General features: G+C 67.1%; 16 protein-coding genes. 7 read left to right on the forward strand and 9 right to left on the reverse strand.

All coding sequences use genetic code 11. The features are described from left to right. Positions 1–15: 15 nt before the first annotated feature. Genes mxcH through mxcG form a run of 3 tightly spaced genes read right to left on the reverse strand, consistent with a single transcriptional unit; the run spans position 16 to position 8304 of the window. Positions 16–2571 (reverse strand): TonB-dependent siderophore myxochelin receptor MxcH, encoded by a 2556-nt coding sequence (mxcH, locus tag KEG57_RS16185; RefSeq protein ID WP_272418731.1) that lies wholly within the window; start codon positions 2569–2571, stop codon positions 16–18. Between the two features lie 7 nt (positions 2572–2578). Next, entirely contained in the window at positions 2579–3898 is a 1320-nt protein-coding gene (locus KEG57_RS16190; RefSeq protein WP_272418730.1) for an aspartate aminotransferase family protein, read from the reverse strand. A 35-nt stretch (positions 3899–3933) separates the two neighbouring features. Then, complete coding sequence (gene mxcG / locus KEG57_RS16195) at positions 3934–8304, reverse strand: myxochelin non-ribosomal peptide synthetase MxcG (RefSeq protein WP_272418729.1); 4371 nt, start codon at positions 8302–8304, stop codon at positions 3934–3936. 633 nt (positions 8305–8937) lie between these two features. On the opposite strand from mxcG, the gene KEG57_RS16200 reads away from it, so the two are divergent. Next, the gene (locus KEG57_RS16200) at positions 8938–9594 is read left to right on the forward strand and encodes a 2-hydroxychromene-2-carboxylate isomerase (protein WP_272418728.1); all 657 of its coding nucleotides are present in this window, start codon (positions 8938–8940) and stop codon (positions 9592–9594) included. 21 nt (positions 9595–9615) lie between these two features. Here the strand turns inward: KEG57_RS16200 and KEG57_RS16205 are convergent, their stop codons facing one another. Both KEG57_RS16205 and KEG57_RS16210 read right to left on the reverse strand, forming a co-directional pair. Further along, positions 9616–11280: an Aq_1262 family (lipo)protein gene (locus tag KEG57_RS16205; RefSeq protein ID WP_272418727.1), complete on the reverse strand. Its 1665-nt coding sequence runs from the start codon at positions 11278–11280 to the stop codon at positions 9616–9618. 4 nt (positions 11281–11284) lie between these two features. Next, the gene (locus KEG57_RS16210) at positions 11285–13690 is read right to left on the reverse strand and encodes a PhoX family protein (RefSeq protein WP_272418726.1); all 2406 of its coding nucleotides are present in this window, start codon (positions 13688–13690) and stop codon (positions 11285–11287) included. Positions 13691–13809: 119 nt separating this feature from the next. Between KEG57_RS16210 and KEG57_RS16215 the strand changes: the two genes are divergently transcribed. Next, a complete protein-coding gene (locus tag KEG57_RS16215) occupies positions 13810–15828 on the forward strand; it encodes a serine/threonine protein kinase (RefSeq protein ID WP_272418725.1) in 2019 nt (672 codons plus the stop codon). 19 nt (positions 15829–15847) lie between these two features. Here KEG57_RS16215 and KEG57_RS16220 read toward each other — a convergent pair whose 3' ends face one another. The 4 genes from KEG57_RS16220 to KEG57_RS16235 all read right to left on the reverse strand — a co-directional run bounded on the left by KEG57_RS16220 (position 15848) and on the right by KEG57_RS16235 (position 19949). Beyond that, a complete protein-coding gene (locus KEG57_RS16220) occupies positions 15848–17110 on the reverse strand; it encodes a type 2 periplasmic-binding domain-containing protein (RefSeq protein WP_272418724.1) in 1263 nt (420 codons plus the stop codon). Positions 17111–17129: 19 nt separating this feature from the next. Further along, complete coding sequence (locus KEG57_RS16225) at positions 17130–17540, reverse strand: hypothetical protein (RefSeq protein ID WP_272418723.1); 411 nt, start codon at positions 17538–17540, stop codon at positions 17130–17132. A 22-nt stretch (positions 17541–17562) separates the two neighbouring features. Next, the gene (locus KEG57_RS16230; RefSeq protein WP_272418722.1) at positions 17563–18558 is read right to left on the reverse strand and encodes a PEGA domain-containing protein; all 996 of its coding nucleotides are present in this window, start codon (positions 18556–18558) and stop codon (positions 17563–17565) included. 191 nt (positions 18559–18749) lie between these two features. Continuing rightward, positions 18750–19949: a glycosyltransferase gene (locus KEG57_RS16235; protein ID WP_272418721.1), complete on the reverse strand. Its 1200-nt coding sequence runs from the start codon at positions 19947–19949 to the stop codon at positions 18750–18752. Positions 19950–20090: 141 nt separating this feature from the next. Between KEG57_RS16235 and KEG57_RS16240 the strand changes: the two genes are divergently transcribed. From KEG57_RS16240 to KEG57_RS16260, 5 genes are all read left to right on the forward strand, one after another. After that, a complete protein-coding gene (locus KEG57_RS16240) occupies positions 20091–20906 on the forward strand; it encodes a metallophosphoesterase family protein (RefSeq protein ID WP_272418720.1) in 816 nt (271 codons plus the stop codon). A 154-nt stretch (positions 20907–21060) separates the two neighbouring features. Next, positions 21061–22272 (forward strand): glycerophosphodiester phosphodiesterase, encoded by a 1212-nt coding sequence (locus tag KEG57_RS16245; protein WP_272418719.1) that lies wholly within the window; start codon positions 21061–21063, stop codon positions 22270–22272. Positions 22273–22346: 74 nt separating this feature from the next. Then, positions 22347–22862: a hypothetical protein gene (locus tag KEG57_RS16250; RefSeq protein ID WP_272418717.1), complete on the forward strand. Its 516-nt coding sequence runs from the start codon at positions 22347–22349 to the stop codon at positions 22860–22862. Positions 22863–22880: 18 nt separating this feature from the next. Then, complete coding sequence (locus KEG57_RS16255) at positions 22881–23795, forward strand: STAS domain-containing protein (protein WP_272418716.1); 915 nt, start codon at positions 22881–22883, stop codon at positions 23793–23795. A gap of 46 nt (positions 23796–23841) precedes the next feature. Further along, entirely contained in the window at positions 23842–25899 is a 2058-nt protein-coding gene (locus KEG57_RS16260) for a sensor histidine kinase (protein WP_272418715.1), read from the forward strand.

Genomic DNA, 25899 nt, shown 5'->3' on the forward strand with positions numbered 1-25899 from the left:
GAAGGAATGGGTGGGTCAGAGCTCGAGAACGAGCTTGGCGTTCGCCGCTCGCCCCGGTTGCTGGACCCCGAACGAATCGAAGACTTTTTCATCCGTCAGGTTCTGCACCTCGAGGGTCCCGCTGACGGACCCGTCGCCGTGCTTCATGGAGTACGTGAGCGCGAGCGCGTGGACGAGCTGCGAGGGAATGACGAGCTTGGAATCGATGGCCCCGATGCTCTCCCAGCCGCGGAAGTAGGCCTCGACGTAGCGCGCCTGCCACGTGAGCGAAAGGACGTCGCGCGGACGGAGCAAATCGGAACCTTGCACGCGAGCGCTCGCGCCGGCGAACAGGTAAGGGCGGTTCGGGATACGATCCCCCTCGAATTTGCCGAATGCGCCTTCGCTCGCGGTGTTGCGGAAATCATGCCAGGTGGCGTATCCGTCGAGCGCGACCCAATCTCCCGGGGACGTCCATCCGAGGGACGCCTCGACGCCGACCGACCGAGCCGAGAGGACGTTTTCGTGCTGAAAATAATTGCCGTTGCTGAGCAGGACGATGAGGTTCTCCGCGAAGCGCCCGAAGCCGTTCACGTTGAACCGAAAGAGGCCGGCGGCGGTCTCGGCGCGCTCCAGGGTCAGGCCGAGGTTCACGTTGTGGCTCGCCTCCGGCTCGAGGTGCAGGTTCTCGATGATGAGCGCGCCATTGCCGAACATCTCCTCGGGGTTGGGCAGACGGGTCGCGTACTCGTACGATGCCTTGGCGTAAAACGCTTCGGTGAAGCGGAATCGCAGGCTGTCGCCGATCCCCCCGCGCTGGGTCGTTCGGTCGAGATCGCGGAGATTCCCGTTCGGCAATTGCTCCTTCGTCCGGGCCATCTGCACATATGCCTTGGCGAACGCGATGTTCGCGAGTTTTCCCGCAAACGGGCGCGCCTCGTATTCGGCGCCGACCACGCTGCTCAGGAGCGCCCGCTGCGCGGTGAGCGGGTCGTATTCGTCCGCGGGAATGGCATGGTCCTTCCCCGTCCGGATGGCATAGGTGGGCGAGAGCCCGAACCGGAGCGAATGCCAGGGCGCTGGGTTCCACACCAGGTTGAGGCGGGCGAAGACATTGTGTTGCTCGATGGCCTGATCGATCGCGCGGGCCTCGATCTCACCGCGTTGCGGGAGCTCGAAAACGCAACGGCCGAACCAGTCGTAACGACACGTGGAGAGATCCTGGAATTCCCTGTGCGTGTACGTGTACCCGGCCACCGCGTCGAACCGCGTCCTCCGGGAGAAAGGATTCGCATATCGCAGGTGTGCGCCCGCCGATTGCTTGCCGTAGGTCACCGCGCCATAAGGAACGGACATGAGGGCGTTGTGTTGAACATCCCTCCGGTGTTCGGTGTAGAAAGCGCGCAGCAGGAGCTTCTCCGCCCGCGGACGCCCGACGAACCCCACCTCGACGCTCCCGCCGCCGGCGCGGTAGCCGTCGTGGAACCGATGAACGCGGGCCGGCGAGAGGCGGCCTTGCTCGTCGAAGACCTCGACGTCGATCGGGTAATCGTTTCGGGTGTAATCATAGAACCCATTCACGCGAGCGAAAAACCCGGTGGGCTCGTGCAGATGCCGAGCGCTCAGCGTCAATCGGTACGTCTTGAAGGACCCGACCTGATAGGACGCCGAGGCGTGGGTGCCGCGGACGTCCGCATCGGTCACGAGGTTCACCGCGCCGCCGAGTGCATCGGCGCCGAAACGCACGGGGACGACGCCGCGGTAGACCTCGATGCGCTCCACGAGGTTCACCGGGACATTGGTGATCCCGTGCGCATACCCGGCGAGATCGAGGGGCACACCGTCCAAAAAGAAGCGGATCTGATCGCCCGTGAGACCATTGAGCGAGAGGCGCGCGTTCGATCCGAGCCCACCTTCCCGGCGCACCCCCACGCCCTCGGAGCGCGCCAGCACCTCGCCGAGGTCCGCGGTTCGTCGCTGCGCTTCCTCGGTCTCGATGACCTGGACCGCCTGCGCGGACCGGCGGAGTCGATCGCCTTCGGACGCGCCGCGGACCGTGACGTCGATCGATGGTTTGGCAGGACCGACCATGGCCTGCGCTGCAGGCGCCGCCGGCTCGGGCCCGGGCTCGCTCGCGGCCGGGGTTATGGCGGACTGCGCCTCCGGGGGCGGGGCTGACTCTGGCGGCAACCTGAATTCGTAAGCGTAGAGGATGATCGCCGCGACGGCCTTGTCTCCCCGACGAGCTGGCGTGAAACGGAATTGCAGCGCCGCCTCCTGTGCGGCCTCGTCAAACCCGTTTCCGCCCGGCTCCACGACCTCGGCCTTCGTGACACGCCCCGCGACGTCGATGCGGAGCTTCAGCACCACGCGGCCTTCCCGCCGGGCAGCGCGTGCTTCCGCCGGATACGCCGCCTCGACCGCCTCGATGAGCTCGGGCGGGTGCACCGTGCGCTCGGTCGTCGCGCTCGTCTGCGCAGGCGAAGGGCCACTCGGCTCCGCGTCCTGCGCGAGGGCGGTCGGACAAACCGAGAGGACGAGGGCCAGGCCCCCGGCCCATCCGGTGCACGAAAAACGGCGCGTACGAACCATCAGAGATTCAGGACCTCGCGCCGGCCAGGCTTCCCTCGAATGCGCCGTGCTTCGCCATCTCGACGAGCGCGTCGTGCGCCGCCTCGATCGTGAAATCGATCTGCGCCTGCGTGTGCACGCCCGAGATGAAGCTCACGTCACGGCGCAGGAGAACGCCGCGCCTCGCCATGGCGCCGACGAACTGCGCGGCGAACTTCGTGTGCGTCGCGAGATCGTCCGCGAAAAGGAAGAACGGAATCGCGTCGTAGCCCACCACGCGCAGCGGCGCCCCGACCTTCGTGGCCTTCTCGTTGACGCCTTCGCGAAGCCGCTTGCCGAGCGAGGCGATCCGCTGGATGTAATCGGTATCCCGGTATTCGCCGAGGACCGCCTTGCAGACCTCCAGGGAGAGCATCTCGCCGCCGAACGTCGTCGATACCTGCAGCTCCGCGAGGCGGCTCATCACCTCCCGCGGGCCCGCGATGGCCGAGAGCGGCATGCCCGCCGCGATGCCCTTCGAGAGACACACGAAATCGGCCACGATTCCGTAATACTCCTGGGCGCCGCCGAGCGCGAGCCGGAAGCCCGTCACGACCTCGTCCAGCACGAAGAGCACGCCGTGGGCGTGGCAGGTCTCGCGCAAGGTACGCAAGAACTCCGCCGAGACGACACGCTTGTAGGGCAACGAGAGCAGCACCAGTGCGATTTCGGAGCCCTTTTCGGCGATCAAGTCGAGCAACGGCTTCTCTTCCGCCTCGGCCATGAGCGGCATGCGATAGGTGTAGTCGCGCAGCACCGCCGGCACGCCGGGCGTGTCGAACATGAAATGGTCGTGCCAGCCGTTGTAGCCGATGGTGACGACCTTCTCTCGCCCCGTCACGTGTCGAGCGAGCCGAATCGCCGCCGAGGTCGCGTCCGCGCCGGTCTTGAAGAAGCGGGCCATCTCCGCGCCGGGGATGAGATCGACGAGTGTGCGCGTGGCCGTGACCTCGATCTCCGTCGGCAACGAATGCAGCACGCCATTCGCGAGGCTCTCGCGAATGGCGCGGACGACGGCGAGGTGGTTGTGCCCGAGCGTGTTCGCCCCGAGGCCGCAGATGTAATCGATGTACTCGTTACCGTCGACGTCGCGCACGAGCGCGCCCTCGCCGCCCTCGAGATACACCGGGAACGAGCCGAGGGCATACATCTCCGGCCGCTTCATGAGCGACTGGGTGACGCCGGGGATCAGCCTGCGCGCCTCCGCGAGCAGCGCATTCGATCGATCGAGCTTCCATTCCCCTGCGATGGGTCGCGGGAGACCACGCTCCCGGCTGTCGACGTCTACACCAAGGGTCCGTGAGGTCATGGGTGATTTCCTTTGGTTCGGGTGGAGGCGTCGCTTCAGGCTCGGCCCGCTCGCCCATTCGAAGGGCGCGGCAGCTTGCCGGTCTCGACGCAATGATCCAGATAACGAAACACGAGCGAACGATCGACGGCGGGGCAATCGATTCCGCTGTCGGACAGGCCACGAATCACGTTGTCGCAGCGCACGCGCCCGAGGCCGAAGTTTTGCGGTTGATCTCCGGCGTCGGCCTGGAGATCGAAGAAGGCGAGCGTGGCGCTCTCGGCGGCGCTGGCGCCGCTCCCCAGGCGCGCGCGGAAGGCCGGGACCGAGCAGGTTTCGACGGTATACCCATACTCCTGTACCCAGCGGAACACGTCCCTCAGTCGGACGTCGGGCGCGGGAGCGAGGTTATACACGGTGCCACGTTGCGGACGGGTGAGGGAGAGCGCAACGATCGCGCGCGCCACGTAATCGACGGGCGTCCATGTCTCCGCGACGTCGAGGTCGGGCAAGACCCCTGCCGGAATGCCGGCGAGGAGGAGACGAAAGACGAGGTCCTGTTCATTGACGATCCCGGAATCGGGAGCGCCGACGACACGACCGAGGCGATACACGGCGACCGGCACTCCTCGCTCGCTTGCCTGCTCCGCGAGCCGCTCGGCGATCCATTTGCTCTGCTTGTAGCCGTCCAGAAGCTCCGGGTGCGGCGGGACGAACGCCTCGGGGACCTCGGGGCTCCTGGCGATCGAAGGCGCCACGGCCAGCGTCGACACGTGATGCACGGGCTTCGGGCGCGCCGCGGCCGCGAGCCTCAGCACCTCGCGTGTCCCAAGCACGTTCACCGCGCGCATGCTGCGGTAATCACGCACGAGGCTGACGATCGCGGCGTCGTGATAGATCACGTCGCATTCCGTGGCCAGGCGGTCCCACGTCTCGGCCCGCAGCCCGAGGCGGGGCAACGAGAGGTCGGCCGGAATGGCCACCACCCTGTCCTCGAAATGCTCGAGCGGCAGACGCTGTTTTTCTAGGGCCGCGCGGAGCCGATCGGCCGCTTGCTTCTCGTCCGCCGCGCGTACCGGACAAACCACACGCGCGACCGTCCCCAAAAGGAGCGCATGCAAGAGATGCACCCCGACGAACCCGGTCGCGCCGGTGAGCAGGACCTGTCGGGGCGACGGGCGCAACGTCGCGGGCGCAAGCGAGGGCGGGACGATGTCCTCCGGGAGCACGGCGTCGGCGAGCATTGCATCCGTGAGCCCCGCGGCGACCTTCGTGACGCCCGCGGATTGCTCCAGGGCGCGCGAGAGCTCCGCGATCGTCGGATGACGAAACACCATCGCCACGGGGATCTCGCGGCCGAGCGTGAGGCCGAGGCGCGTGGCGACCTGAATGGTTTGCAGCGACTGCCCGCCGCGCTCGAAGAAATCGTCCTCCAGGGAGAGATCAGAGACCCCGAGGATTTGCTCCCAGACCGCCATGACGACCTTTTCGAGGTCCGTCGTCGCTGCCGCCGACGTGGCCGTGCGGGTGGCGGCCGCGTCGCGAAGCGCGGCCCGGTCGATTTTGCCCGTGCTGGTCCTCGGCAATCGATCCGTGAACAGAAAGGCCGAAGGGACGGAGGCGGGAGGCAATGCCGATTGCGCGTGGCCGCGGAGCTCGGCCGGTGACGAAGGGGGCGTATCGGCCACGATGTGCGCTGCGAGGCGCTTGATACCACCTGGCAAAGCGGATCCGACCACCGCGACCTCGCGCACGCCGGGGAAACGAAGCAAAACGGTCTCGATTTCGCCCGGATCGACGCGATGCCCGCTGATCTTGAGCTCCTCGTCGACGCGGCCGACGAAAACGAGCTCACCCGCCTCGTTTTGCCGGACGAGGTCTCCGGTGCGATACGCGCGCGGCTGTCCGGGCAGCGTTTCGAGCATCCGGAAACGCGCGGCGGAGAGCTCCGGCTGCCCGAGATACCCCGTGGCCAGCCCTTCGCCCATCAGATACAGCTCCCCCACGGCGCCTCGCGCGACGAGCTGTCCATCCGCGCCGAGGACGGCCGCGCAGACGCCGGGCAGCGGCGTGCCAATCGGGACTTCCTGCGCGCTCTCGGCCACGGATTCGTCGCCGCACAGCGTGGCGCACGTGGCCACGACGGTCGCCTCCGTGGGACCATACGTATTGAGCAATCGGACCGCGGGCCCGACGGCGCGACGAAAACGGGCGACGCGCTCCGGGAGCGCGGCCTCCCCGCCGATGATGACGATGCGAACGCTGGGTGGAAGCGACGCGCCGGTCGAGAGGCTGTAGGCCACCTCGTGCCATAACGCCGTGGGCAGGTCCAGCACGGTGATCGCGTGCTCGGCGCAAGCGTCGAGCAACCTGAGGACCGATTGCAACATTTCGTCCGTACGGAGCACCAGCGTACCGCCCACGCACAGGCTGAGAAAAATTTCCTCCACGCTCGCGTCGAAATGCATCGGCGCGAACTGGAGCACGCGATCCTCGCGGTGGAATCCGTAACGTGAAGCAGAGCCGGCCACGAAATGCGCAAGCGATGCGCGACTGATCACGACGCCATTGGGCCGGCCCGTCGAGCCGGACGTGTAAATTACGTACGCCGGCTGCTCGTCGCCCTCGCGGATCGGCGCTTCGAGTGCGTCCGAGAGGACCTCTTCGTCCAGCACCACGACGCGGGCTCGCGTCGCTTGCCTCGCTTGCTCGGCGTACGCAGATGTCGTGACGAGCAACGTAGGGCCGGCATCCGCGAGGATCGCCGCTGTCCTGCTGCTCGGCCCCTGGGGATCGAGCGGCAGGTATCCGGCGCCGGAGAACAACGTGGCGAGAATGGCCGTGATGGCCTCCACGCTGCGAGGCAAGAGCAACGCGACGAGCGTGCCCGGTTTGGCGCCGAGCGCCGCGAGGCGGGCCGCGAGCCTCTGGGCCGCGAGCACGAGCTCTGCGTACGTCATTCGCCGCGATTCGTGCTCCAGAGCAATGGCGGTGGGCTGCTCGCGCGCGTGCTCCAGGATCCGCTCGACGACGTCACGCGCGGGGGAAGGAAGTGGGCCGCCGTCGAGAATGACGCCGGGCGAATCCATCGCCACGGAGGGAGCAGGCTCCGCGAAGCCGGGAATTTTGACTTCGGAGATCGGCTGCGCGGGCGCGGACAGGGCCGCGTCGAGAAACGCGAGGAATCGCTGCTCGTGCGCCGCGAGGTCGTCAGAGGTATAGCAGTCCGGATTTGCGTCGAAATCGATGCGGGGCCCGCGTCCGTCCGAGCGCGCGTACACGTTGATCGAGATGTCCTCGACCGGCCCGGCAGAAATGTTGTGCGCGATCGCGCGGTGACCGCCGAACCGCAGATCGTAATCGAACGGCATGATGTTCACGACCGGGCCGAACAGCCGCCGCTCCCCGCCGACGAGCTTGAGATCCCGGCGGAGATGCTCATAGCGGTAGCGCAGATGGGACCGGCTCGCGCGCATCTCCCCCGCGACGTGCTGGGCGAGCGCAGAGAGGCTCGCACCCTTCGGAATCGGGACGCGCAAGGGCACGATGTTCATCACCATGCCCGGGATACGCACGGCCACGGAGCCCAGGCGGCCCATGACGGGGAGACCGAGGACGAGCTCCGGCGCGCCGGTGAGGCCATGCCCATACGCCGCCGTCGCGGCGACGAACACGTCGGGCCAGCTCGCGCCCGCGCGGTGTGCCGCCGCCTGCATTCGCTCCATCGTGGAGGGCGAAAGCGAGGTCATCCTTCGTAATGCAGGGCGAGAGACCATGGTGGGTCGACCGCCGAAGCTCACGGTCGCGGGGCGATCGGCGAAACGTCGGAGCCAGAAATCACGGTCGCGATCGCAATCGGGCGACGCGCGGTAGGCTCGGTCTTCCTCGATGACCCGGAGCAACGAGCCGGACGGCGGGCCGACGCGGGAGCGGCTATCGATACGGGCGGTATAGAGCTCCGCCACGCGCCGCGCGATGAGCGAGAATCCAAAACCGTCGAGCGCGATGTGGTGTGCCCGCTGATACCAGTAAGTCCGGTCGGGCCCGGCCGTGAAAAGCGCCTCCGTGAAGAGCGGACCGCGCATGAGATCCACGGTCTTTTCGAGGTCCGCCTGCATCCACGTTTGCACGAAGGCCCATGGATCGGCCTCCGCACCGACGTCGATTCGATGCATGGGCCAGTCGAGGGATGGTTCGAGGATCTGCGTCGGGCCGTCCTCGGTCGGGACAAACCGCATGTGCAGCGTCTCGGCCTCGGAGGCCGCCTGGCGTACGGAGGCCTCAAAGATCGCCGGATCGACGGCTCCACGAATCTCGATGCATTCGCCGGCGTTGTAGAGCGGGCTCGCCGGGTCGAGCGCCTGGCCCAGCCAGATACCGTGCTGCGCTGCCGAGAGAGGCCAGCGCTCTTTCCGGGAATCAGGCATTGCCCGGTCCTCCCGGAGGAAGACGGGTTGGAGCGTGTCGTCTGCACATGTTTGCACGGACACTTTTCACCATGAGCTCCACAGGATTTATTGAAAATGATGTTCAAAGTCAAGACCATCTCTTCCACAAATTGCGTGAACTCAACAACCATCCATCTGTTGACGAAGGAAATTTACGACAGGAGCGTAGAACGAAGGTTGAAGAGGGAGGGCTGGGTCCGCGACCGGTGCCCGATCCTCCCACTTGCCCCGTCCGGTCGTTCGCCCAAGGAGATGCAGAGGGTGACCAACCGAAAAGGGAGGGGAATCATGAAAAAGGTGATCACGACGCTGGCGCTCCTGTCTCTGTCGGCCGTGGGGGTCGGAATGGCACCGACGCGGGTCGCAGAGGCGAGGACGCATTCGTTCGAGCGCACGTGCTGGGACTAGAAATGGAAGCGAAACGGGGATCTGTGCTCGCAGTGCCGGACGCGGAACGGTCGCGCTCACTATAGTTGTCTGCCGAATGCGCGCGCCTGCCGCGGCGACATCTCGAATCAGAATGGCTGGCTCGTCTGCGGCAGCTGACGCTTCACGACCGGACGAGCATCGAATCGTCGACAGCCCGAGCGGTACGTACTATCGTTTTTCCGCATGCGTACCGTCCGGTTCTACTTCGACGTCATCAGCCCGTACGTTTGGCTCGCGTGGGCCCAGGTTCCCGAGGTCGAGGCGCGCACGGGCGCGCGCTTCGACCTCCAGCCGGTGCTGTTCGCGGGGCTCCTCCAGGCGAACGAGAACAAGGGGCCTGCGGAGATTCCATCGAAGCGCGTCCACATGCTCCACGACATCGCGCGCTGGGCCATGACATTGAAGCGGCCCTACACGGGCCCGCCGGCACATCCATTCAATCCGCTCAAGGCGCAGCGCATGTGCGCCGCCCTCGACGACCCCGAGGCGCGGCGCAGCCTCGCCGGCGCGTTGATTGTCGCGACGTGGGAACATGGGCGCGACCTGATGAACGACGCCGAGCTCCGCGCCATCGCCGATGACGCAGGCCTCGACGGGTCCGCGCTGCTCGCCGCCACCGAAGAGAAAGTGGTGAAGGAGCGCCTCCGCAAGAACACCGAACAGGCCATCGCCGAGGGCGTCTTTGGCGTCCCCACGTTCCTCGTCGACGATCAGCTCTTCTGGGGCAATGACCGACTCGGTTTCCTCGAGACGTATCTCACCGGCGGGCTCCGTATCGACAAGGCCGAAATCGAGGAGCGGCTCGCGCGGCCACGCGCAGCGGACCGCAAAAACGTGTAGCCACCGGTCGGCGCGCCTTTCTCACCGGGGCCTGGCCACCCCCCAATCGAGGCGCAGGCGGCCGTCCCTGTAAATCCGATTCGCTTCTCCGAGCCCCGTCGAGCCATTCGTGATGGTGGCATGCACGTTCACCGCGGCCGTGGGCAGCGCGTCGCGGCCGAGATCGAAGCGCTGCCCGCGTACGAGCACGCGATAGGCCTTGTCGAGGGCGAGCGCACGCGCGCGTGACGGGAGCAGGAGGAAAGCAAGATCTCGATCGCCGCCGGGGGCCGCACGCCTCACCTCGGCCTCGGCGAGCGTGCCGCCCGGGAAAAACCGCGCCGTCATTTCGTCATTTGCCCGGAGCTCGTCGCCGCCAAAGACGCGCTGGAGATACACGAGCACCTCGGGCTCCGCGTGCCCGAGTTGCGGAACGTCGGGGATTCCGCGGAGGTCTTGTACGCGCCAGCCCGCTTCGCCGGGCACCTTGCGGGCGAACGAAAACGTTTGATCGACCGTCACGCCCAGGTTCGAATGGCAGCCCATGCAAAACCGATGCTCCTCGTCCGTCGAGAGGCGCAGCCGCCCTGCCTCGTCCTCGAGGAACCCCTGGAGCTGCCAGCCGAAAGCATTCCGAAGGCCGCTCATCGCCGACCCGGCATACACCGGCAGGAGCCCCTCGTCCTTTTCGTCCTGCTCTTTCTCCTGTGCGCGCAGGAGCGCCCATCGATCGGGGGCGAGGACCTTCTTCGCATACCGGAGTTCTTTCATTCGCCGCGCGGCATACCCGGGCGCGTCGGGGTCGAGGTAGCGGACCGAATGCAAGAACTCGACGCCGCGCGGATAAAGGCCTCGTTCGAGTGGGACGTTCGACGCGCCGCCAGCGTAGGTCTTCGGCAAGCGCCGCACGCGCGTGACGCCGGGCGAGAGGGCCCCGTCGCCGTCGAGGTCGAAGCCGAGGAGGCGCTCGTCGACGGGTTCGATTTCGCGATCGATTCGATCCGTCGGGGCATCGGGATCCGAGGCAATCGCGGCTTCGAGCAGCGAAAGGTTGAGCGCGTAGATCACGCGGGACGTGTTTCCCTGCACGTCCCGTCGAAAGGGCTCGGGCAAACGGATGAAGACATCGTCGGTGCTGCCGTTCGTCGGCCAGAACGCGCCGGGGAAGGGCTTGTACCGCACCGCGCGATAGCCGCTCCCGTCCCTGGCGAATCCCTGTTCGTCGAAGCCACGTTCGAGGTCGAGGTCCGGCACGTAGCCCTCGAATCCTCGGGCCCCGGCGAGTGCGCGCCGAAGCGGACCATAATTGTCCTCGCGGACGTAGCGGAGAATCTCCTCGTCCGAAAGGGTCGCCATGTCGGCCGTTCGATCGACGAAGAGGTTTTCGTAGTGGTTCTTCTGGGCCGCCTCGGAAAACGAATACTCGGCCTGGAGCTCCCAGTCCGAGCGTGTATTCGGACCATGGGCGCTCGTGTGGCAGACCCAGCAAGGATTCGAGGTGCCGTTCGTCTTGGTATAACAAAGCGGCGGCACCGAGGCCTCGGGGTTCAGCACGCGCCCCGCGGCCTCGCGGGCGCGAGCGAGCGGGTCGTATCCGGCCTCGGCGCCGCGCTCTTCGCGGCGGCCGCACGAAGCCGCCGCCGCCAGGGACAACAAAAGCGTGACGGCGAGCCACGATCCGGGGCGAGCTTCGTGCGTCCTCTTCATGGCTCTACCCTCCGTTCGGCCAGACGCTCCATACGCTCTCGCCGGGATGCTGCACGCTCACGAAAAGCGTGCGCATGTCCGGACCGAGCGCCGGGCCGGTGGCCTCCGCGTCGCTCGGCACGGCGACGACGCGGAACGCCTTGCCAAACGTCGCCGAGACGACGCCGGGCTGCCCCGCTGCGTGCGCCGGATCGAGGTCGAGGAAATAAATGGCGTCGGCGGTCTTGTTCGTGCCGAAGTTGCCATCCGTGCCGAACCAGACGCCGCCGTCCCGATCGATGACGAGGTTGTCCGGGTTTGCCGCGTCGTACGGTCCTGCGGCCTTCGTGCCCGCCCAGACACGGAAGAACGTGAAGGACGTCGACGCGCCCGGATCGGCCGGATTCGCCTCCTGGAATGCGAAGACGTTTCCGAGCGCGTCGGGGCGCTTCGGCGAGGTCGCGTCGTGCTCCGCGGGCGCAATGAGCTTGCCTTGCTGATCGAGCTGCGTCTTGCGGCCGTGGTTCGTGAAGGCCACGTAGAGCCGAGGCGTGCCGCTCGGATCCTTCGGGTTGTATTCGACGTCCTCGGGCCGGTTCAGCTCCATGATGCCGACCTTCGCGCAGGCCGTGAAGAGCGCGCGGCGCACGTCGTCGTCGCTCAGGAAGCCGCCGAGGCCATTGTAGTCGATGTCCATCAGGGCGGCGCCCACAGTCTTGCCGGGCTCGCCCAGCGCGGCCGCGTTCGGCGCGATTGCCGTGCTCGTGGTGCTGAGGAGGATCCATTGCCCCGTGCCCGGCTGCGACTCCGTCGGCGCCTGCCCCGTGGCGAGCATCGTGATGCCGGTGGTGCTGTCGAGGCCGGCGAAATGCGCGACGTAAAGCGAGCCCTCGTCGAGCAGCGCGCGTGTCTCCGCCCTCGTCATGCCGGCCGTGTACGGGTTCTTGGAGACAAACTTGAAGATGCGGCCGCTCCGTCGATCGTCCCCGGCATAGACGACGATGCGCTGGTTCGGCACGAGCTTCCACTGTGCGTCGACCGCGAACGTCGCGTTTTCCCAGCGCGCGCGCCCCATCGCGCCGAGCTTCTTGTGCCCCACGCCTTTCGTGGTCTTGCCCTCGTATTCGCCTTCCGGCTGCCCGGGATCGATCTCCACGAGGTATCCATACAGATCCCGCGCGTGGTGCGTCAGCGGATCCGGCGACATCCCATATTCGCTCGTCGGGCTTGCCTTCGTCTCGAACGTGATCGGCCCCCCCGGATCGGCTCCGGCCCCGAGGACGAGCTTCTGCTCGCTGGTCCAGAAGGCCTCGAGATCACCATAAAAATCCTGGACGTTCTCCTCCGCGGTGATCACGGTGCCCCAGGGCGTTTGTCCTCCGGAGCAATCTCCCATGATGCCGCTGACGACACCGGAGGGCAATGCATTGCCCTGATCGTCGTGATCGTCGGCGACCGCCGTGATGCCCGTGATGCGCAAGAGGGTATGGCTCGTCGCGTCGTACCGCACCGCCTTCGCACCGCGATCAACTTCCCATTCGCCCGAAGCCGGATCCTGCACCACGTGGAACCACGAGCCGCCGTTCTGCCGCTTCGCCTCCTGCACGTACGTCGAGCGGCTCGCGTCCGACCATTCGTTCGAGGTGACGTCATTCTCGAGGACGCCCATGGACCGGAGATAGGTCGCGAGCGTGAGGTGTTGCCCCACCGGAGCCGTCGTCGCCGTCGGGGCGGTGTTCGAGATGTATTCGTGGTTGACCCACATCCAGCCGGAGGCCCCGCTGCCGTTCCATTGCGGCGCCGCGCCGGCCGCGGCGTCCCAGCCGTCCCCGAAGAACGCGACGTAGTCGTTGTTCGCGCCAAACCGCGGCGCGGTGTGACTCTGATCGAACGTGAGGGGATCGAGCCAGGTCGCGACCACGTTGCCCGAGAGGCCCGCAATGGCGCGCACGCTGTCGGTCGCCGCATTGGCCAACGGAAACTGCACGCCGGGCGGCAAGGTGCCCTTCGCGACTTGATCCACGCGCGTCCGCACGTACTGGCCGAGATCCGCCGCGCCCGTGCCGAGGTCATCCATGAACGCAAGCGCGACCATTCCGGAGAGCGGCCGCGAAGGGTCCGGCCACGTGATCCCCGGCTCTCCCGCGGGTCCCTGCGGACCGGGTTCCCCGGGCGCCCCGGGATTGCCCTCGGGCCCTTGGGTCCCCGGCTCCCCGGGCGCCCCGGGATCACCCTGCGGCCCCTGCTCCCCTTGTTGGCCCGTTTCGCCCTGCGGCCCTTGCGCCCCGTCCTGCCCGTCGAGGCCATCCCGACCATTCGCCCCGTCTTTCCCGTCGCTCCCGCAGGCCCCGAGCGCTGCGGCGAGCAGCACACCGGCGCTCGCGAACATGAAGACATGGCGCGGCCCGGCTCCAGCAATCCTTCGTTTCATTCGCAAGCACCTCGCTTGATTCGTTCCTCTTGGAACGGTCGCGCGCGAGGGTGACGCGTCTCCGTTGCGGAGCGGCGTGGAGCCTGTCACGATTGCGTGACGCATACGCAAGTTTCACGTTGTCGACGTTCTCGTTACGATTGTGTGACAACCACATCGACGCCGCGCGCCACGATTTTCACGGCGTGACACTCGTCACGTTTGCAAGCGCGAAGAAAAACGCGAAACACGGGATCGTGCTTGCTTCGTCACCGGAACGAGCGGATCATGACGCCGTGTCTGCTGCCCCGCCCCTGCCCCATCACGACGGCGATTCGAGCATAGGCAAGTACAGGTTCATCGCGAGCCTCGGTCACGGCGGAATGGCGGACGTTTACCTCGCGGTCGTCCCCGGCCCGGCCGGCTTCAACAAGCTGCAGGTCGTGAAGCGGCTCCGGCGCGATTACGTCGAGGATCCCGATCACGTCGAGATGTTCCTCGACGAGGCGCGGCTCGCGGCGCGGCTGAACCACCCGAACGTCGTGCAGACCTTCGAGGTGAGCGAGTCCGACGGGGAATACTTCATGGCCATGGAGTACCTCGAGGGCCAGCCGTTCAACCGCATCATCAATCGTGCGAAGAAGGACCCGCCTCCGCCCGGGCTGCTCTATCGTATCGTGGCGGACGCGCTCGCGGGCCTGCATTACGCGCACGAGCTCACCGACTACGACGGCACGCCCCTCCACATCGTCCATCGCGACGCGAGCCCGCACAACGTCCTCGTGACGTACGACGGGCACACGAAGATCCTCGATTTCGGCATTGCGAAGTCCGAAGTGCGCTCGGGCGAGACACGCGCCGGCATCGTCAAGGGCAAAGTCGGCTACATGGCGCCCGAGCAGGCGCGGTGCAAGCCGCTCGATCGGCGCGCCGACGTCTTCGTGCTCGGAATCGTGCTCTGGGAAATCGCCGCGGGCCGCAAGCTCTGGGACAAGGCCACGGACATCGAGGTGCTCCACAGGCTCGCGACGGGAGAATATCCCCGCGTCCACGACGTGGAGCCAAACGCGCCCGAGGAGATCGATCGGATCTGCGCCAAGGCGATGGCCCGAGATCCGGCCGATAGATACGCGACGGCGTCCGAGATGCGCGCCGACATCCTCGCGTATCTGGATCGAGCCGGCCTGCGCGTCTCGAGCGAGGACGTGGGTCGTTACGTGACGGGCGCGTTCGGGGACAAACGGGCCGACATCCGGAGGGTGATCGACCAGCAGATCAGCAAGCTGAAGGCGCAACAATCGGGGGAAAGGCTGGCGATCCCCGACGTCGCGGGCCCGCCCGACGCGGCCCCCGATTCGCTGAGTATCCCGAACCTCGGAGGCTCCGGGCGGCACAGCATGAACGGCTCGGGATCGAATCCGAAGGGCGCGACGGGATCGAACGCGCGTATTCCAGGCCCGAGCAGCTTGCCCCCCGGGGCGCCGCCAGAAACGACCATGCAGGTGGCGGCGGCCCCCGTGTCGAACCGAGGGAGCATGATCATTGGCGCCGCGATCGTCCTGGCCGCGGCGATCGGCGCGTTCGCGTTCATGAAGTCGAGGACGCCGGCCCCGAATGCGGCGGCGCCGTTGGCCGAGAGCACGCAAGCGGAAGCGGCTCCGCAACCGGCGCCGTCGGCCGCGCCCGTCGGAACGGCATCGATTGCCACGACAAACGCGCCCGAAGGGACGGCGATGGTGGAGATCAAGGTGCGCGCGATCCCGGCACAAGCGGAGCTCTTCCTCGACGGCGCGCATCTGCCGACGAACCCGTTCACCGGCAAGTTCCCCGCGGATGGAGCGAGCCACCGCGTCCATGCGGAGGCGCGGGATCATCGATCGGCCGCGCAGATCGTCACCTTCGACAAGGACGCGAAGATCGAACTCGTGCTGGAGCCGAAGAGCGGCGCAGCTCAGGCAAACAATACGGCGACGGGCGAAAAGCCGTCCGAAGAGCCGGCGGCGACGCCCACGCCGCCGCCGGCGCCCGCGTCCACCGCGACAACCAGCACACGCGCCAAGCGGAAGCTCGGGGATGGAGATCCGTTCAATACGGCTGCGCCGACGGCCACGACGACGGGGAAGAAGCGCGCGCTCGGCGACGGCCAGAGTCCCTGGTGATCGAGCCGAGCGGGGGCGATCACGGCATTTCGCAATAACCGTAGCTGCAGGCGGGGGCGCTCGCGGGGCATTCCGAGGACTGCGTGCACGCCTGGCAGCTCGTCTTTCCGTTGACGATCTCCTCGAAGTAGCAATCGCAGCGCGAGTCGGTCGTGTACGTCTTCAGCGGGCCCATCTCCGCGGACCGGTCGACGCGCATCGCGCACTTGGGGACGAGGTGCTTCTTCGTGATCGCCTCGACGAGCGCATTCGAGAGCTTGGGCGCGGCGAAGCGGGTGACGAGCACGCCCGCCTGCTCCGTGGGAATGCCCGCGCTGACGCGGGTGTAGAAATGAAGGGGGCCCCAGATCGGGTAATGCCCGTCGCGCACGTTCCGTTTGTCGAAGAGGAACGGCGTCGAATCCGGGTAATATCCGCAATTCTGCCCGAACGCTTTGAATGCGAGGACGCGCAGATCGGAGCGGGCATCGTCCGCGACGTCCGTCGAGAGGATGCCAATCGCCTGCTCGGCGAGGGAGGCGTCGAGGAGGATCTTGAGTCCGTCGCGAACCGCGCTCGATCCGCCGCGATCCTTGCCCCACCATTTGTCGGCAGGCACGTTGATGGCACGCGCGATCATCTGCTGCGTGCCGGAGCTCGCATTTCGAACGAAATAATAGGTGGGATCCGTCCACGGCGCGGCGGCGCCCATGTGGCCGCCCGTGCCGAAGATCATGTACGCCGCCTCCGCGCTGATCGATTTTTGCGTCGAGAGGGCCGGGACCACGAAGGTCATCGGCTGGATCGGGCCCTGATAATCGGCGATTTGCACACCAGCGGGCGCCGTGGGGAAATCGCAGGTGTTGGCGTACACGTCGGAGACGCCGACGTCGACGGTGTTGCCAGCTGGATCGAGGAAGCACTCCTCGGTCGTGCCGTCGGCGTTGTAGAATCTGGCATAGTTCGCGGGTTTGCCGCCGGCGGCCGGGATGTCCTTGATGAGCCGCGCGGCGGGGTCCTCGGAATACACCGCCGAGACGCCCGTGCAGGAGCCCTGCGACTGATACACGATCGTATACGGCGACCCCTCGGCCGCGAGGATACCCTGAATGACGCCGAGGAAGCCGCTCACCGCGCTCGATCCGGCGACGTAGACGACCTTGGGTCGCTCGACGGAGTCGAAGCAGTTTTTCGTGGGAACGGCGGATGCGCCCTCCGCCACGAGTGTCGCCGCGAGGCCGAGGGCGAGCGCGGCCCCGAGATGACGCATCGTCTTCGTGCTGGGGAATCGGATCTCGTTCATGACCATGCCTCGGGAAGACTCAAGGAACGGGGGTTGGCTCGACGAGCGGGGGCAACGCGGCGCCGTTGCAGAGCCCGAGACGGGCGCAATTGTCGAAATCGACGCACGTGGCGTCCGTGCATTTGTTGAGATACTGCTCGTCGTTCGTCGGCTCGCCGGAGAAACACGCCTCCCCGCCGCCCGAGCCGCCCGAGCCGCTGCTCGAGCTCGAGCCGCCGGGCAGGACGCACACGCCCTCCTGGCAGACGGAGCCATTGCCGAATTTGCTGCAATCGGCGTCCGTGGTGCACTGATCCGTCGCGCCCTCGACGATGAGGTTGCAGGCGCCCGCGAGTCCCGCCATGGCCAGAAACGCGAGAGCCACGAGGAGCCAGCCAAAGGCGGGAGGCTGACCGCGACGATGCGGCGATTGGACCTTGGTCTCTTTCATGTTCGTCCCGTACGAGCTTCGATCAGAAGGTGCCCTTGATCCACACATTGCCTGGGCCCACGCCGACGTGGACAGGGACGAGCCCGGCCTTTTTGGGACCACTCGGCCCGGCCGTGAGCGTGAGGATCAACGAAGTCACGCCCGCGACCGCCGTGGCGCCGAGCAAGACGTCGGTCGCAATGGCGAGGTTTCTCATGTTGCCATACGACTCGTCGAGCGTGGGGCGCGTCGTGCCAAACGTGTCGAGCTGGCTCCGGTAATCGGAGCTGGCGCGGAGCGCGAGGCCTCCGACGATACCCGTGCCGACAGCGAGCGCGCCCGTGATGATCCAGGGGACGACAGGCACTTTGCGCCCCGCGCCCTTGTCCCCACCCGGCTCACCCGAGCCCGGCGCGGACGTCCCGTCGCCCGATGAAGGTGCGGCCGCGGTGCTCCCGCCGCCCACGTCGAGCGCGACATCGACGACGTCAGTGCCGGCCACTTCAATCACCCGGGTCACCGGCTCGGCGCCCTCGACGCGCGCCGTCACCTTGCGTTTACCTGCGCCGACGATGACGGGCGCGTCGAGCGGGGTCTTGCCGACGACCACGTCATCCACGAGGATCTCGGCGCCTGGCCGACGCGTGGTGATCTTGAGCGTCGCGACGCGGCCTTCGAGCTTGCGGACGTCGTTCTCGACCTCGGCGCGGCGCTGCGGGTTGATCTCCCCGCCGCCCTCCTCGAGGTATTGCTTGAAGCTGCGAAGCGCGCAGGGATAATCCGGGAGCTGATAACAGATCTGCCCGATGTCGAAGAGGAGCTTGTAGCTCGGCGCGAGCTCGTACGCGCGGCGGATCTCGACGAGCGCGGCCGTGAAGTCGTTGTCCTCGTAAAGCTCGCGACCACGCTGGTAGCGACGCTGCGCTTCCTGCATTTCCTCCTTGGTGGGCTGCTTTTTCGGGCCGGCGGCGAGCGCGGACGGGGCCGCGAGCGCGACGCAGAGGGCGCAGGAGAGGGCAAGGAGAATGGAGGATCGCATCGAGGTCCAGGGTACGCAGGCAAGCTTCTGCGGTGGTTTGTTCAGGGTAGATGAACGACCGCGGAAACTTCAACCCGAGCCCCCTGCCCTGGGCCGGCTTTCACATGATTGTCACCCCATCGTTGCAGGGCCGTTTCATTCGAGGCTCGTCGGGGTTCGGGCCCACGGCAGGCGCCCCACACCGACGCGGATCACGCGGCCCATCGTTGATCGACGATCGTGGCGACCTCCGCTTGCTCGCTCACGTTCACAGCTCCGTGGATCGGTTCGAGCCGCGTGCCCTCGCCGATACGCATCCGGTTGCCCCGCCAATCCACCGTGCGCCGAAGTCCCCCGACGACCCACGTCCACGTGGCCAGCACATCCTTGAAGGGCACGAGGAAGGCACACCGCCATGACATACCCTCGCCACGCATTCGTGACCAGAGCGCCGCATCCAGGGCGACCTTCAGCGCGACGCCGAGCAGCGCGGTCCACGCGAGCGCGCCGCCGGCCACGATGGAAAGCAAGAGGAGAAGCGGGACGGGATTGAAGAGCGGCTCGACCAGATATGAACCGAGGTGCACGCGCCTTCGCATTTGGGTCCAGCGGACATGCCGACTCACGAACCGATCGAGGCGCCAGCGCTCGTTCACGGTGCGCACCGGCTCCGTCGACACGGCGACGCGAAAGCCCGCCTCCTGGAACGCTTTTCCGAGCAGATAATCCTCGGCGAGTACGTCGCGCACCGAGGCGAACCCGCCCACCGCGGCGAGATCACCGAGCCGCAAGAGCATCGATTTCCCGATGACGCACGCGTGCCCGATGAAGACGTTCGCCGCGAGCGTCGAGCGCACGATGAACGAGTTGAGGTGCAAGTTCTCGAGCGCGGCCCCGAGGGTTCGTTCCGCCGTGCCCACGATGATGCTCGTCACGAGGCCGACGCGTGGATCCGCGAGCTCGGCAGCCATCGCGGTCAAATAGCCCGGCCCCACACGCACGTTCGAATCCGAGATGAGGACGTGCTCGTGGCGCGCGCGGGCCGCGAGCGCTTCGAGGATGCTGACCTTGGGATTCATGCCCGTCCGGCGCGGGCAATGGATGATCCGGAACGGCGCATGGGGAACACGCGCCATCACCTCGCGCGCCGCGGCGAGCGCCGGGTCCTCCGCGTCTTCCGCGCCGAGCAGGACTTCGTATGTGGGGTATTCCTGGGACGCGAAGGAGAGCAGGTTGTCCAGTAGCCCATCGTCCACGCCCTTCAGCGGTTTCAGGATCGTGATCGGCGGCGTCGGCCGTTCCCCGGATGGGACCCGACCCAGAATCCGCAGCGCGGCCCATTGCGAGGCCACGGTCATCCCGATCGACGAGAGGGCTCCCCCCGCGAGGAGCGCCACCAGTGTGCTCTTCATCGTTTCACCTCGGGAGGGCACGCTAGCGGTCGTTCGTCACATTCCGGTGTCTGCTCGTGTGACAATCGGCGACGGAGCTTTCGCCGAGGTTTTTCGTGGCCGTCGCAGGAATGTCAACTTGGCCGTGCATGCTCGCGCGCCATGACGCGGATTGCTCATGTGACGGATCTGCATTTGCTGGAAGATCGCCACGACAGCCGCAGCGGTATGGAGCGGTGGAGGCTGCGTTATTTGACGTTCGGTCGATCGCCCTGCGCGCGTCGGCGGCGCGAGCGCGCGCTGGACGCGCTCGTACGCGCGCGCATGACGGACGCGGATCACGTGATCGTGACGGGGGACCTCACCGAGGATGGCGTGTCGGCGCAGTTCGAGGTGCTTTCGGAGGTGCTCGCCGAAAGCAAGCTCTCGCCGGAGCGTGTGACGCTCGTCCCCGGCAATCACGATCTCTACGACGATGGGCGGGCCTTCGCGCGTGCCCTCGAAGGCCCCCTCCGCGCCTATGCAACGACGAGCCGGCGAGGCGCCATGACCGAGCTCCGGGACGCGTTGATCGTACCCGTATCGACCGCCGTGCCCTTGCCCGTGACGCGATCGAGTGGCCTCATCGAGCAGGACACCCTCGAGCGGCTCGGCAAGCTCGCGGAGGATCCTCATTTCACCTGGAAGGTGGTCCTCTCGGCGCAACATCATCCTCCGGGGCGGCACGCGATCGCGGCATGGCACTGGGTCGACGGATTGCAGGCGCACGAGGCGATGGACACGCTGCTCGCGCGCTGCGAGCGGCTCTACGTGGCGCATGGACATGCGCATCGATCAGAGAATCGATCGATCCGGGCGGGCGCATCGCCGCGTGTTTTTGGTGCGGAAGCCGTGGTGGATGGGGAGACCACGGTGCGTCTGTATCGGGCGACGCACGGGCGGCTCTTGCCCGAGATGGATGTAGCGCTGGCGGCTTGACGCCGCTCAGGCGTTCCTGAAGCGCGCAGGCTCTCCGCGTCGCGCTCGCGAAGCCACCGTGACTTCGGCGTGAAGCGCCTTGCCATCGCCCCCGCATCGCGAGACCATCGGCGCGGCGGCGCTCCGCCGCCTGCAATCCACGGCGAGGATTCTCATGAAAACGAATTGCGTCGAAGCGAGGACGGCCGTCCTCGGCGTGCTCCTTTTGGCCTTCCTGGTCGGCTGCGGCAATGGGACGAGCAGCGGGGGTCCGGATGCGACCCCGCCCGAGGTCTGGAAGACGTTGAACGGCAAGGAACCGCTCGTCACCGGCCATCGCGGGGCCTCCGGGTACCTGCCCGAGCACACGCTCGCGAGCTACACGCTCGCCATCGAGCAAGGCGCCGATTTCATCGAGCCGGACCTCGTGGCCACGAAGGACGGTCACCTCATCGCCCGCCACGAGCCCGAAATCTCGACGACGACCGACGTCGGGTCGAAGCCCGAGTTCGCGGATCGGAAGACGACGAAAACCGTCGACGGCGCCCCCGTCGAAGGGTTTTTCGCGAGCGATTTCACCTTGGCGGAGATCAAGCAGCTCCGCGCCGTCCAGCCGCGGAGCTACAGGCCGCAGGAGCACAATGGCAAGTACGAGATCCCGACACTCGAAGAAATCATCGCGCTCGCCAAGCAGAAGTCGGAGGAAACCGGGCGCGTGATCGGCATCTACCCGGAGACGAAGCACCCGACCTACCACGCGGACCTCGGCCTGCCGCTCGAGGACAAACTCCTCGCGGCGCTCGAGCAGGCCGGGCTCACGGGCGAAGGCGCGAAGGTGATCATCCAGTCGTTCGAGGTCGGAAATCTGCAATACCTGCGGCAAAAGACGTCGCTCCCGCTCGTGCAGCTCGTCGACGCGGACGGCGTCGCGCTCGACGGGAAAATCAAGCTCGCGCCGCCTCACGACAAACCGTACGATTTCGCGAAGCAGAACGATCCGCGTACGTTCGCCGATCTGCTCACCGATGAGGGGCTCACGTTCGTCGCGACATACGCGGACGGTGTGTCGCCGTGGAAGCGGTACATCGTGTCCGTGGAGGGCGTCGACGCGAACGGCGACGGCGAAGCGGACGACGTCAATGGCGACGGGACCGTGGACGACGCGGATCGAAAGGCGCTCGCGCCGACGGATCTCGTCACGCGCGCGCACGCGAAAGGCCTGTTCGTCCATACGTGGACTTTCCGTAGCGAAGGAATGTTCCTCGCCGAAGACTACGGCGCGACCCCGGCGGCCGAGTACGAGGTCTTCTACCGCCTCGGCATCGACGGGGTGTTCAGCGATTTTCCCGACGAAGCCGTGAAGGCGCGCGCCCGTTTGGGCCTTTGAGAACTCCGCCCACCGGGATAGGATGGCGCCGGGGGGAATGAAGGGGCGCCACGCGGCATCCCGGGGGGAGTCACATGAACAAGTACGAGGGGGAATACCGGGGCGCTGCTCTGCAGTCGCTCCTGCTTGCGCTCGGCCATTCGGAAGCGCTCGTCGAGAAGATCCTGAAGAGCTGCGGCGTCGACCGCATCGAGCCCGACCGCTGGTACGATCTTCATTGGGGCTGCAACGTCGTCTACGGCGAGGTCGTCGCGCGGATCGGGCCGAGCGCCATCCTCGCGGTCGGCAAGAAGATGATCGAGGCGGCCGTGTTCCCGCCGGGCCTCGACGACGTCCGCAGCATGCTGTCGGGCCTCGACGCGGCATACCGCCTGAATGCGCGCGGGCCGAGCATCGGCGGGATCACGTGCACGTTCGACGACGACCGCAGCGCCACGCTCGACTGGACGGCGGCGGGTCCTTGCGCGCTCAACATCGGCATCATCCAGGGCTGCTGCAGCCGCGTCGGCGCACGTCCCCTCGTCGAGCACGGCGCGACGGGGTGCATGGAGCACGGCGCGCCCTCCTGCATTTACCGCGTGAGCTGGTGATCGACGCGAGGGACCACGATGAGCGCCACCTTGCTCGCACGGCTCGATCGCTCGGCCGACGCGCTCACGCAGGATCTGTCGTCGCGCCTCGTTTCGCGCGCTGGCACGATCTTCCGGGCCATCGGCCCGGACGCGACGCGCGATGCCGTGTCGCGCCTCCTCACGGCCCTCCGCAAGGACCTCGCGGCCGAGGGCGACGGGGAGGGACGCGACGTCCTCGGTAGCTTGATCGAGGACCTCGCTCCGAAAGGGCTCGGACATTACGATCTGCGCCTGCTCACGACCTCGCTGCGCAGCGCCCTGCTCGCGGCGATGGCAGAGGCCCCCGACGTGGATGCGAAAAGCAGGGGCCTCGTCGAATCATGGCTTTTCCAGGTCGCGCTCTCCGGCCCGATGTATCTCCTGGTCCAGCGCGAGCGGGTGTTCCAGGAACAGACCGTCGAAATCGAGGTGCGGCAAATGAAAGCGCAGCTCGACGAGCTCCAGGCGGCCTACGCGGACAAGACGCAGCTGCTCGAGCAGATCCGTCAAGCCTCGACGCCCATCGCGACCGTCCACGAGGGGATTCTCGTCGTGCCGCTCGTCGGGATCGTCGACGAGAATCGCGCGCAGGCGCTCACCGAAAAGCTCCTCGATAGCATCGTCGCGGAGCAGGCCCGGGTGGTGATCGTCGATATCTCGGGCGTCGGGGTGTTCGACGCGGCGACGGCAGAACACGTCCTCAATACCGCAAAGGCCACGAGGCTGCTCGGCGCCGAGCTCGTCCTCGTCGGGCTCTCGCCCGCGGTCGCACGGACCGTCCTCGCGCTCGGCGTGGATCTTTCGGGTTTGTCGACGCGGAGCAGCCTCGCAGCCGGGCTCGCGCGCGCCCTCGGGAAGCTCGGCTTGCGAATCGCGCCCACGGCTCCTCCGCGCGCATCGAGCGGGCGGTGAGTTTCACGCCTCGACGGTTGCCCTCGGGCGTACCAAGAGCTGCTGCATGATCGTGGAGTCCTTGCTCCCCTGGCCAATGATGAGGCTGACCAGCACGGGTGAGGTCCTGGCGAGCGCGTCCTTGAGCGAGCTCCTGGAGATGGAGTCACCGACCCCGGAACGGCTGTCGGAGCGCTTCGAGGTATCCCGGCTCGGCAGCCGGGCGGTCCTCCCCGAGAAAGAGTTGCCGTGGCGGCGTGCCCTTCGCGGCGAGTCCTTCAGCGACGAGGAGGTCTGGTACGATCAACAGACCGCCCGCCGTCTCCTGCTCCTGGTGCGCTGCCGCGCGGCGGCCGGCGAGGCGCTGCTCGCGTTCGAAAACGTCGCCGACGAGCCCTTCGCGATCCGGCTCGCCGACCTCGTGGCCAGCATCGGCGCCGCGCTTCTCAGCGCGGACGAACCCTCGGCCCTGGCCCATGGGCTGCTCGACGAGGTGGCCGCCGCCGTTCGCTCCGATGCCGTGTTTCTCATCGCCACCGAGGGCGGTGAACGTCTCAGGCTGGTCGCCTCGGTCGGGGTTCCCGCGGCATTCGCGCAAGATTACAATCTGAACCTGGCGACCACCGTCGCGGGGCTGGCAGCCGAGACCGGCGACATCCAGGAGATCGCGCGCATCGAGGATCTGCCGGAGGGCACCTTCCGCGGCACCCTGCGCCTGCTCGAGCTCGGGCTCCACGCGGTCTCGGCGTTCCCCCTGAACGCAGGGGGCGAGCTGGTCGGGGTGCTGGGGCTCGCGCGGCGGCAGCCGGGGAAGCTCAGCCCGATCGAGCGCCGCTTGCTCCGGGGCGTGGCGGGCGCCTGTGCTCTCGGGCTGCGGCAAGCCCGGCAGCGCGATGCCGAACGCCGCGAGGCCCGCCGGTTGCGCTTGCTCCGCGACGTGGCCATGGCCATCGAGGCCGCCATACCCCTGCGCGAGCTGCTGCGCCGCCTGGTGGAGCAGGCCTGCGAGCTGACCCGCGCCCGTTATGGCGCCCTGGGAGTGCTCGACGCCAAGGGCACCGGCCTTTCCGACTTTGTTTACGTGGGCGTCTCCGAAAAGGTCGCCCGCGACATCGGCAGTTTACCCGAGGGCCGAGGGCTTTTGCGCGCGCTCATCAACGAACCGCGGCCCAGCCGGGTGGCGGATATCCACGCCGATCCGCGGTCGGTCGGCTTCCCCGCGCATCACCCCGCGATGACGTCTTTCCTGGGCGTCCCGCTGCTCATCGGGCAAAAGGTGTTCGGAAACTTCTACCTTTGCGACAAGGACGGCGGCGTCGAGTTCACGGAGGAGGACGAGCGTATGGTCCGGCTCTTCGCCGCGCAATCGGCGCTGGCCATCGCCTACGCCCAGCAATTCGAGAGCACGCAGGAGGCCCATCGCGAAATGGACCGCCTGCGAGACGAGTTCGCCGCCGTCATCGCTCATGATCTCCGCAACCCCGTCGCGGCCATGACGCTGATTCTGGACGCGCTGCTCGCAAAACCCGAGAACGATTCGGTCGTCGTATCGGTGCAGCAACTCCAACGTTTGCGTCGAATCGGCAGCCGGATCTCGCGCATGACGCAGGACCTGCTCGACGTCTCTCGCATCGAGCTCAGGCGGCTATCTCTCGATCGCCTGCCCGTGTCGCTGGAGGAGGCGACGCGTTCGCTGCTCGCAGAAATCGAGCCGACCCTCGGACAGCACCCGGTGACCCTTCATGTGGAGGACTGTGTGCCCGAGGTTTTCGTGGACCCGGCCCGGCTGGCGCAGATCCTCACGAACCTGCTCGACAACGCCGCCAAGTACTCGGGCGCCGGCGCGCCGATCCGGGTGACCATCCGACCGGAGGCAGGAGGCGCGGGGCTCTCGGTCGAGGATCGCGGCCCGGGTATCTCGGCGGCGGATTTAGGCAGGCTGTTCGACCGTTTCTCTCAGGCCCAGCGAGCGCGCGAGAAAAACACGGGGCTCGGCCTGGGTCTCTACATCACGAAGGGGCTGATGGAGGCGCACGGCGGCACCATTGCCGTGGAGAGCGCGCAGGGCCAGGGCTCGACCTTCCGGCTGTGGTTTCCGGCGGCTCCATCCGCGCAGGCGGCGTAG

The sequence above is a fragment of the Polyangium jinanense genome (genome assembly GCF_028435365.1).

Excerpts from the sequence above, each read along its gene's own strand:
- mxcH (WP_272418731.1), bottom strand. The coding sequence starts at position 2,571 with ATGGTTCGTACGCGCCGTTTTTCGTGCACCGGATGGGCCGGGGGCCTG.
- KEG57_RS16190 (WP_272418730.1), bottom strand. The coding sequence starts at position 3,898 with ATGACCTCACGGACCCTTGGTGTAGACGTCGACAGCCGGGAGCGTGGT.
- mxcG (WP_272418729.1), bottom strand. The coding sequence starts at position 8,304 with ATGCCTGATTCCCGGAAAGAGCGCTGGCCTCTCTCGGCAGCGCAGCAC.
- KEG57_RS16200 (WP_272418728.1), top strand. The coding sequence starts at position 8,938 with ATGCGTACCGTCCGGTTCTACTTCGACGTCATCAGCCCGTACGTTTGG.
- KEG57_RS16205 (WP_272418727.1), bottom strand. The coding sequence starts at position 11,280 with ATGAAGAGGACGCACGAAGCTCGCCCCGGATCGTGGCTCGCCGTCACG.
- KEG57_RS16210 (WP_272418726.1), bottom strand. The coding sequence starts at position 13,690 with ATGAAACGAAGGATTGCTGGAGCCGGGCCGCGCCATGTCTTCATGTTC.
- KEG57_RS16220 (WP_272418724.1), bottom strand. The coding sequence starts at position 17,110 with ATGAACGAGATCCGATTCCCCAGCACGAAGACGATGCGTCATCTCGGG.
- KEG57_RS16225 (WP_272418723.1), bottom strand. The coding sequence starts at position 17,540 with ATGAAAGAGACCAAGGTCCAATCGCCGCATCGTCGCGGTCAGCCTCCC.
- KEG57_RS16230 (WP_272418722.1), bottom strand. The coding sequence starts at position 18,558 with ATGCGATCCTCCATTCTCCTTGCCCTCTCCTGCGCCCTCTGCGTCGCG.
- KEG57_RS16235 (WP_272418721.1), bottom strand. The coding sequence starts at position 19,949 with ATGAAGAGCACACTGGTGGCGCTCCTCGCGGGGGGAGCCCTCTCGTCG.
- KEG57_RS16240 (WP_272418720.1), top strand. The coding sequence starts at position 20,091 with ATGACGCGGATTGCTCATGTGACGGATCTGCATTTGCTGGAAGATCGC.
- KEG57_RS16245 (WP_272418719.1), top strand. The coding sequence starts at position 21,061 with ATGAAAACGAATTGCGTCGAAGCGAGGACGGCCGTCCTCGGCGTGCTC.
- KEG57_RS16250 (WP_272418717.1), top strand. The coding sequence starts at position 22,347 with ATGAACAAGTACGAGGGGGAATACCGGGGCGCTGCTCTGCAGTCGCTC.
- KEG57_RS16255 (WP_272418716.1), top strand. The coding sequence starts at position 22,881 with ATGAGCGCCACCTTGCTCGCACGGCTCGATCGCTCGGCCGACGCGCTC.
- KEG57_RS16260 (WP_272418715.1), top strand. The coding sequence starts at position 23,842 with ATGATCGTGGAGTCCTTGCTCCCCTGGCCAATGATGAGGCTGACCAGC.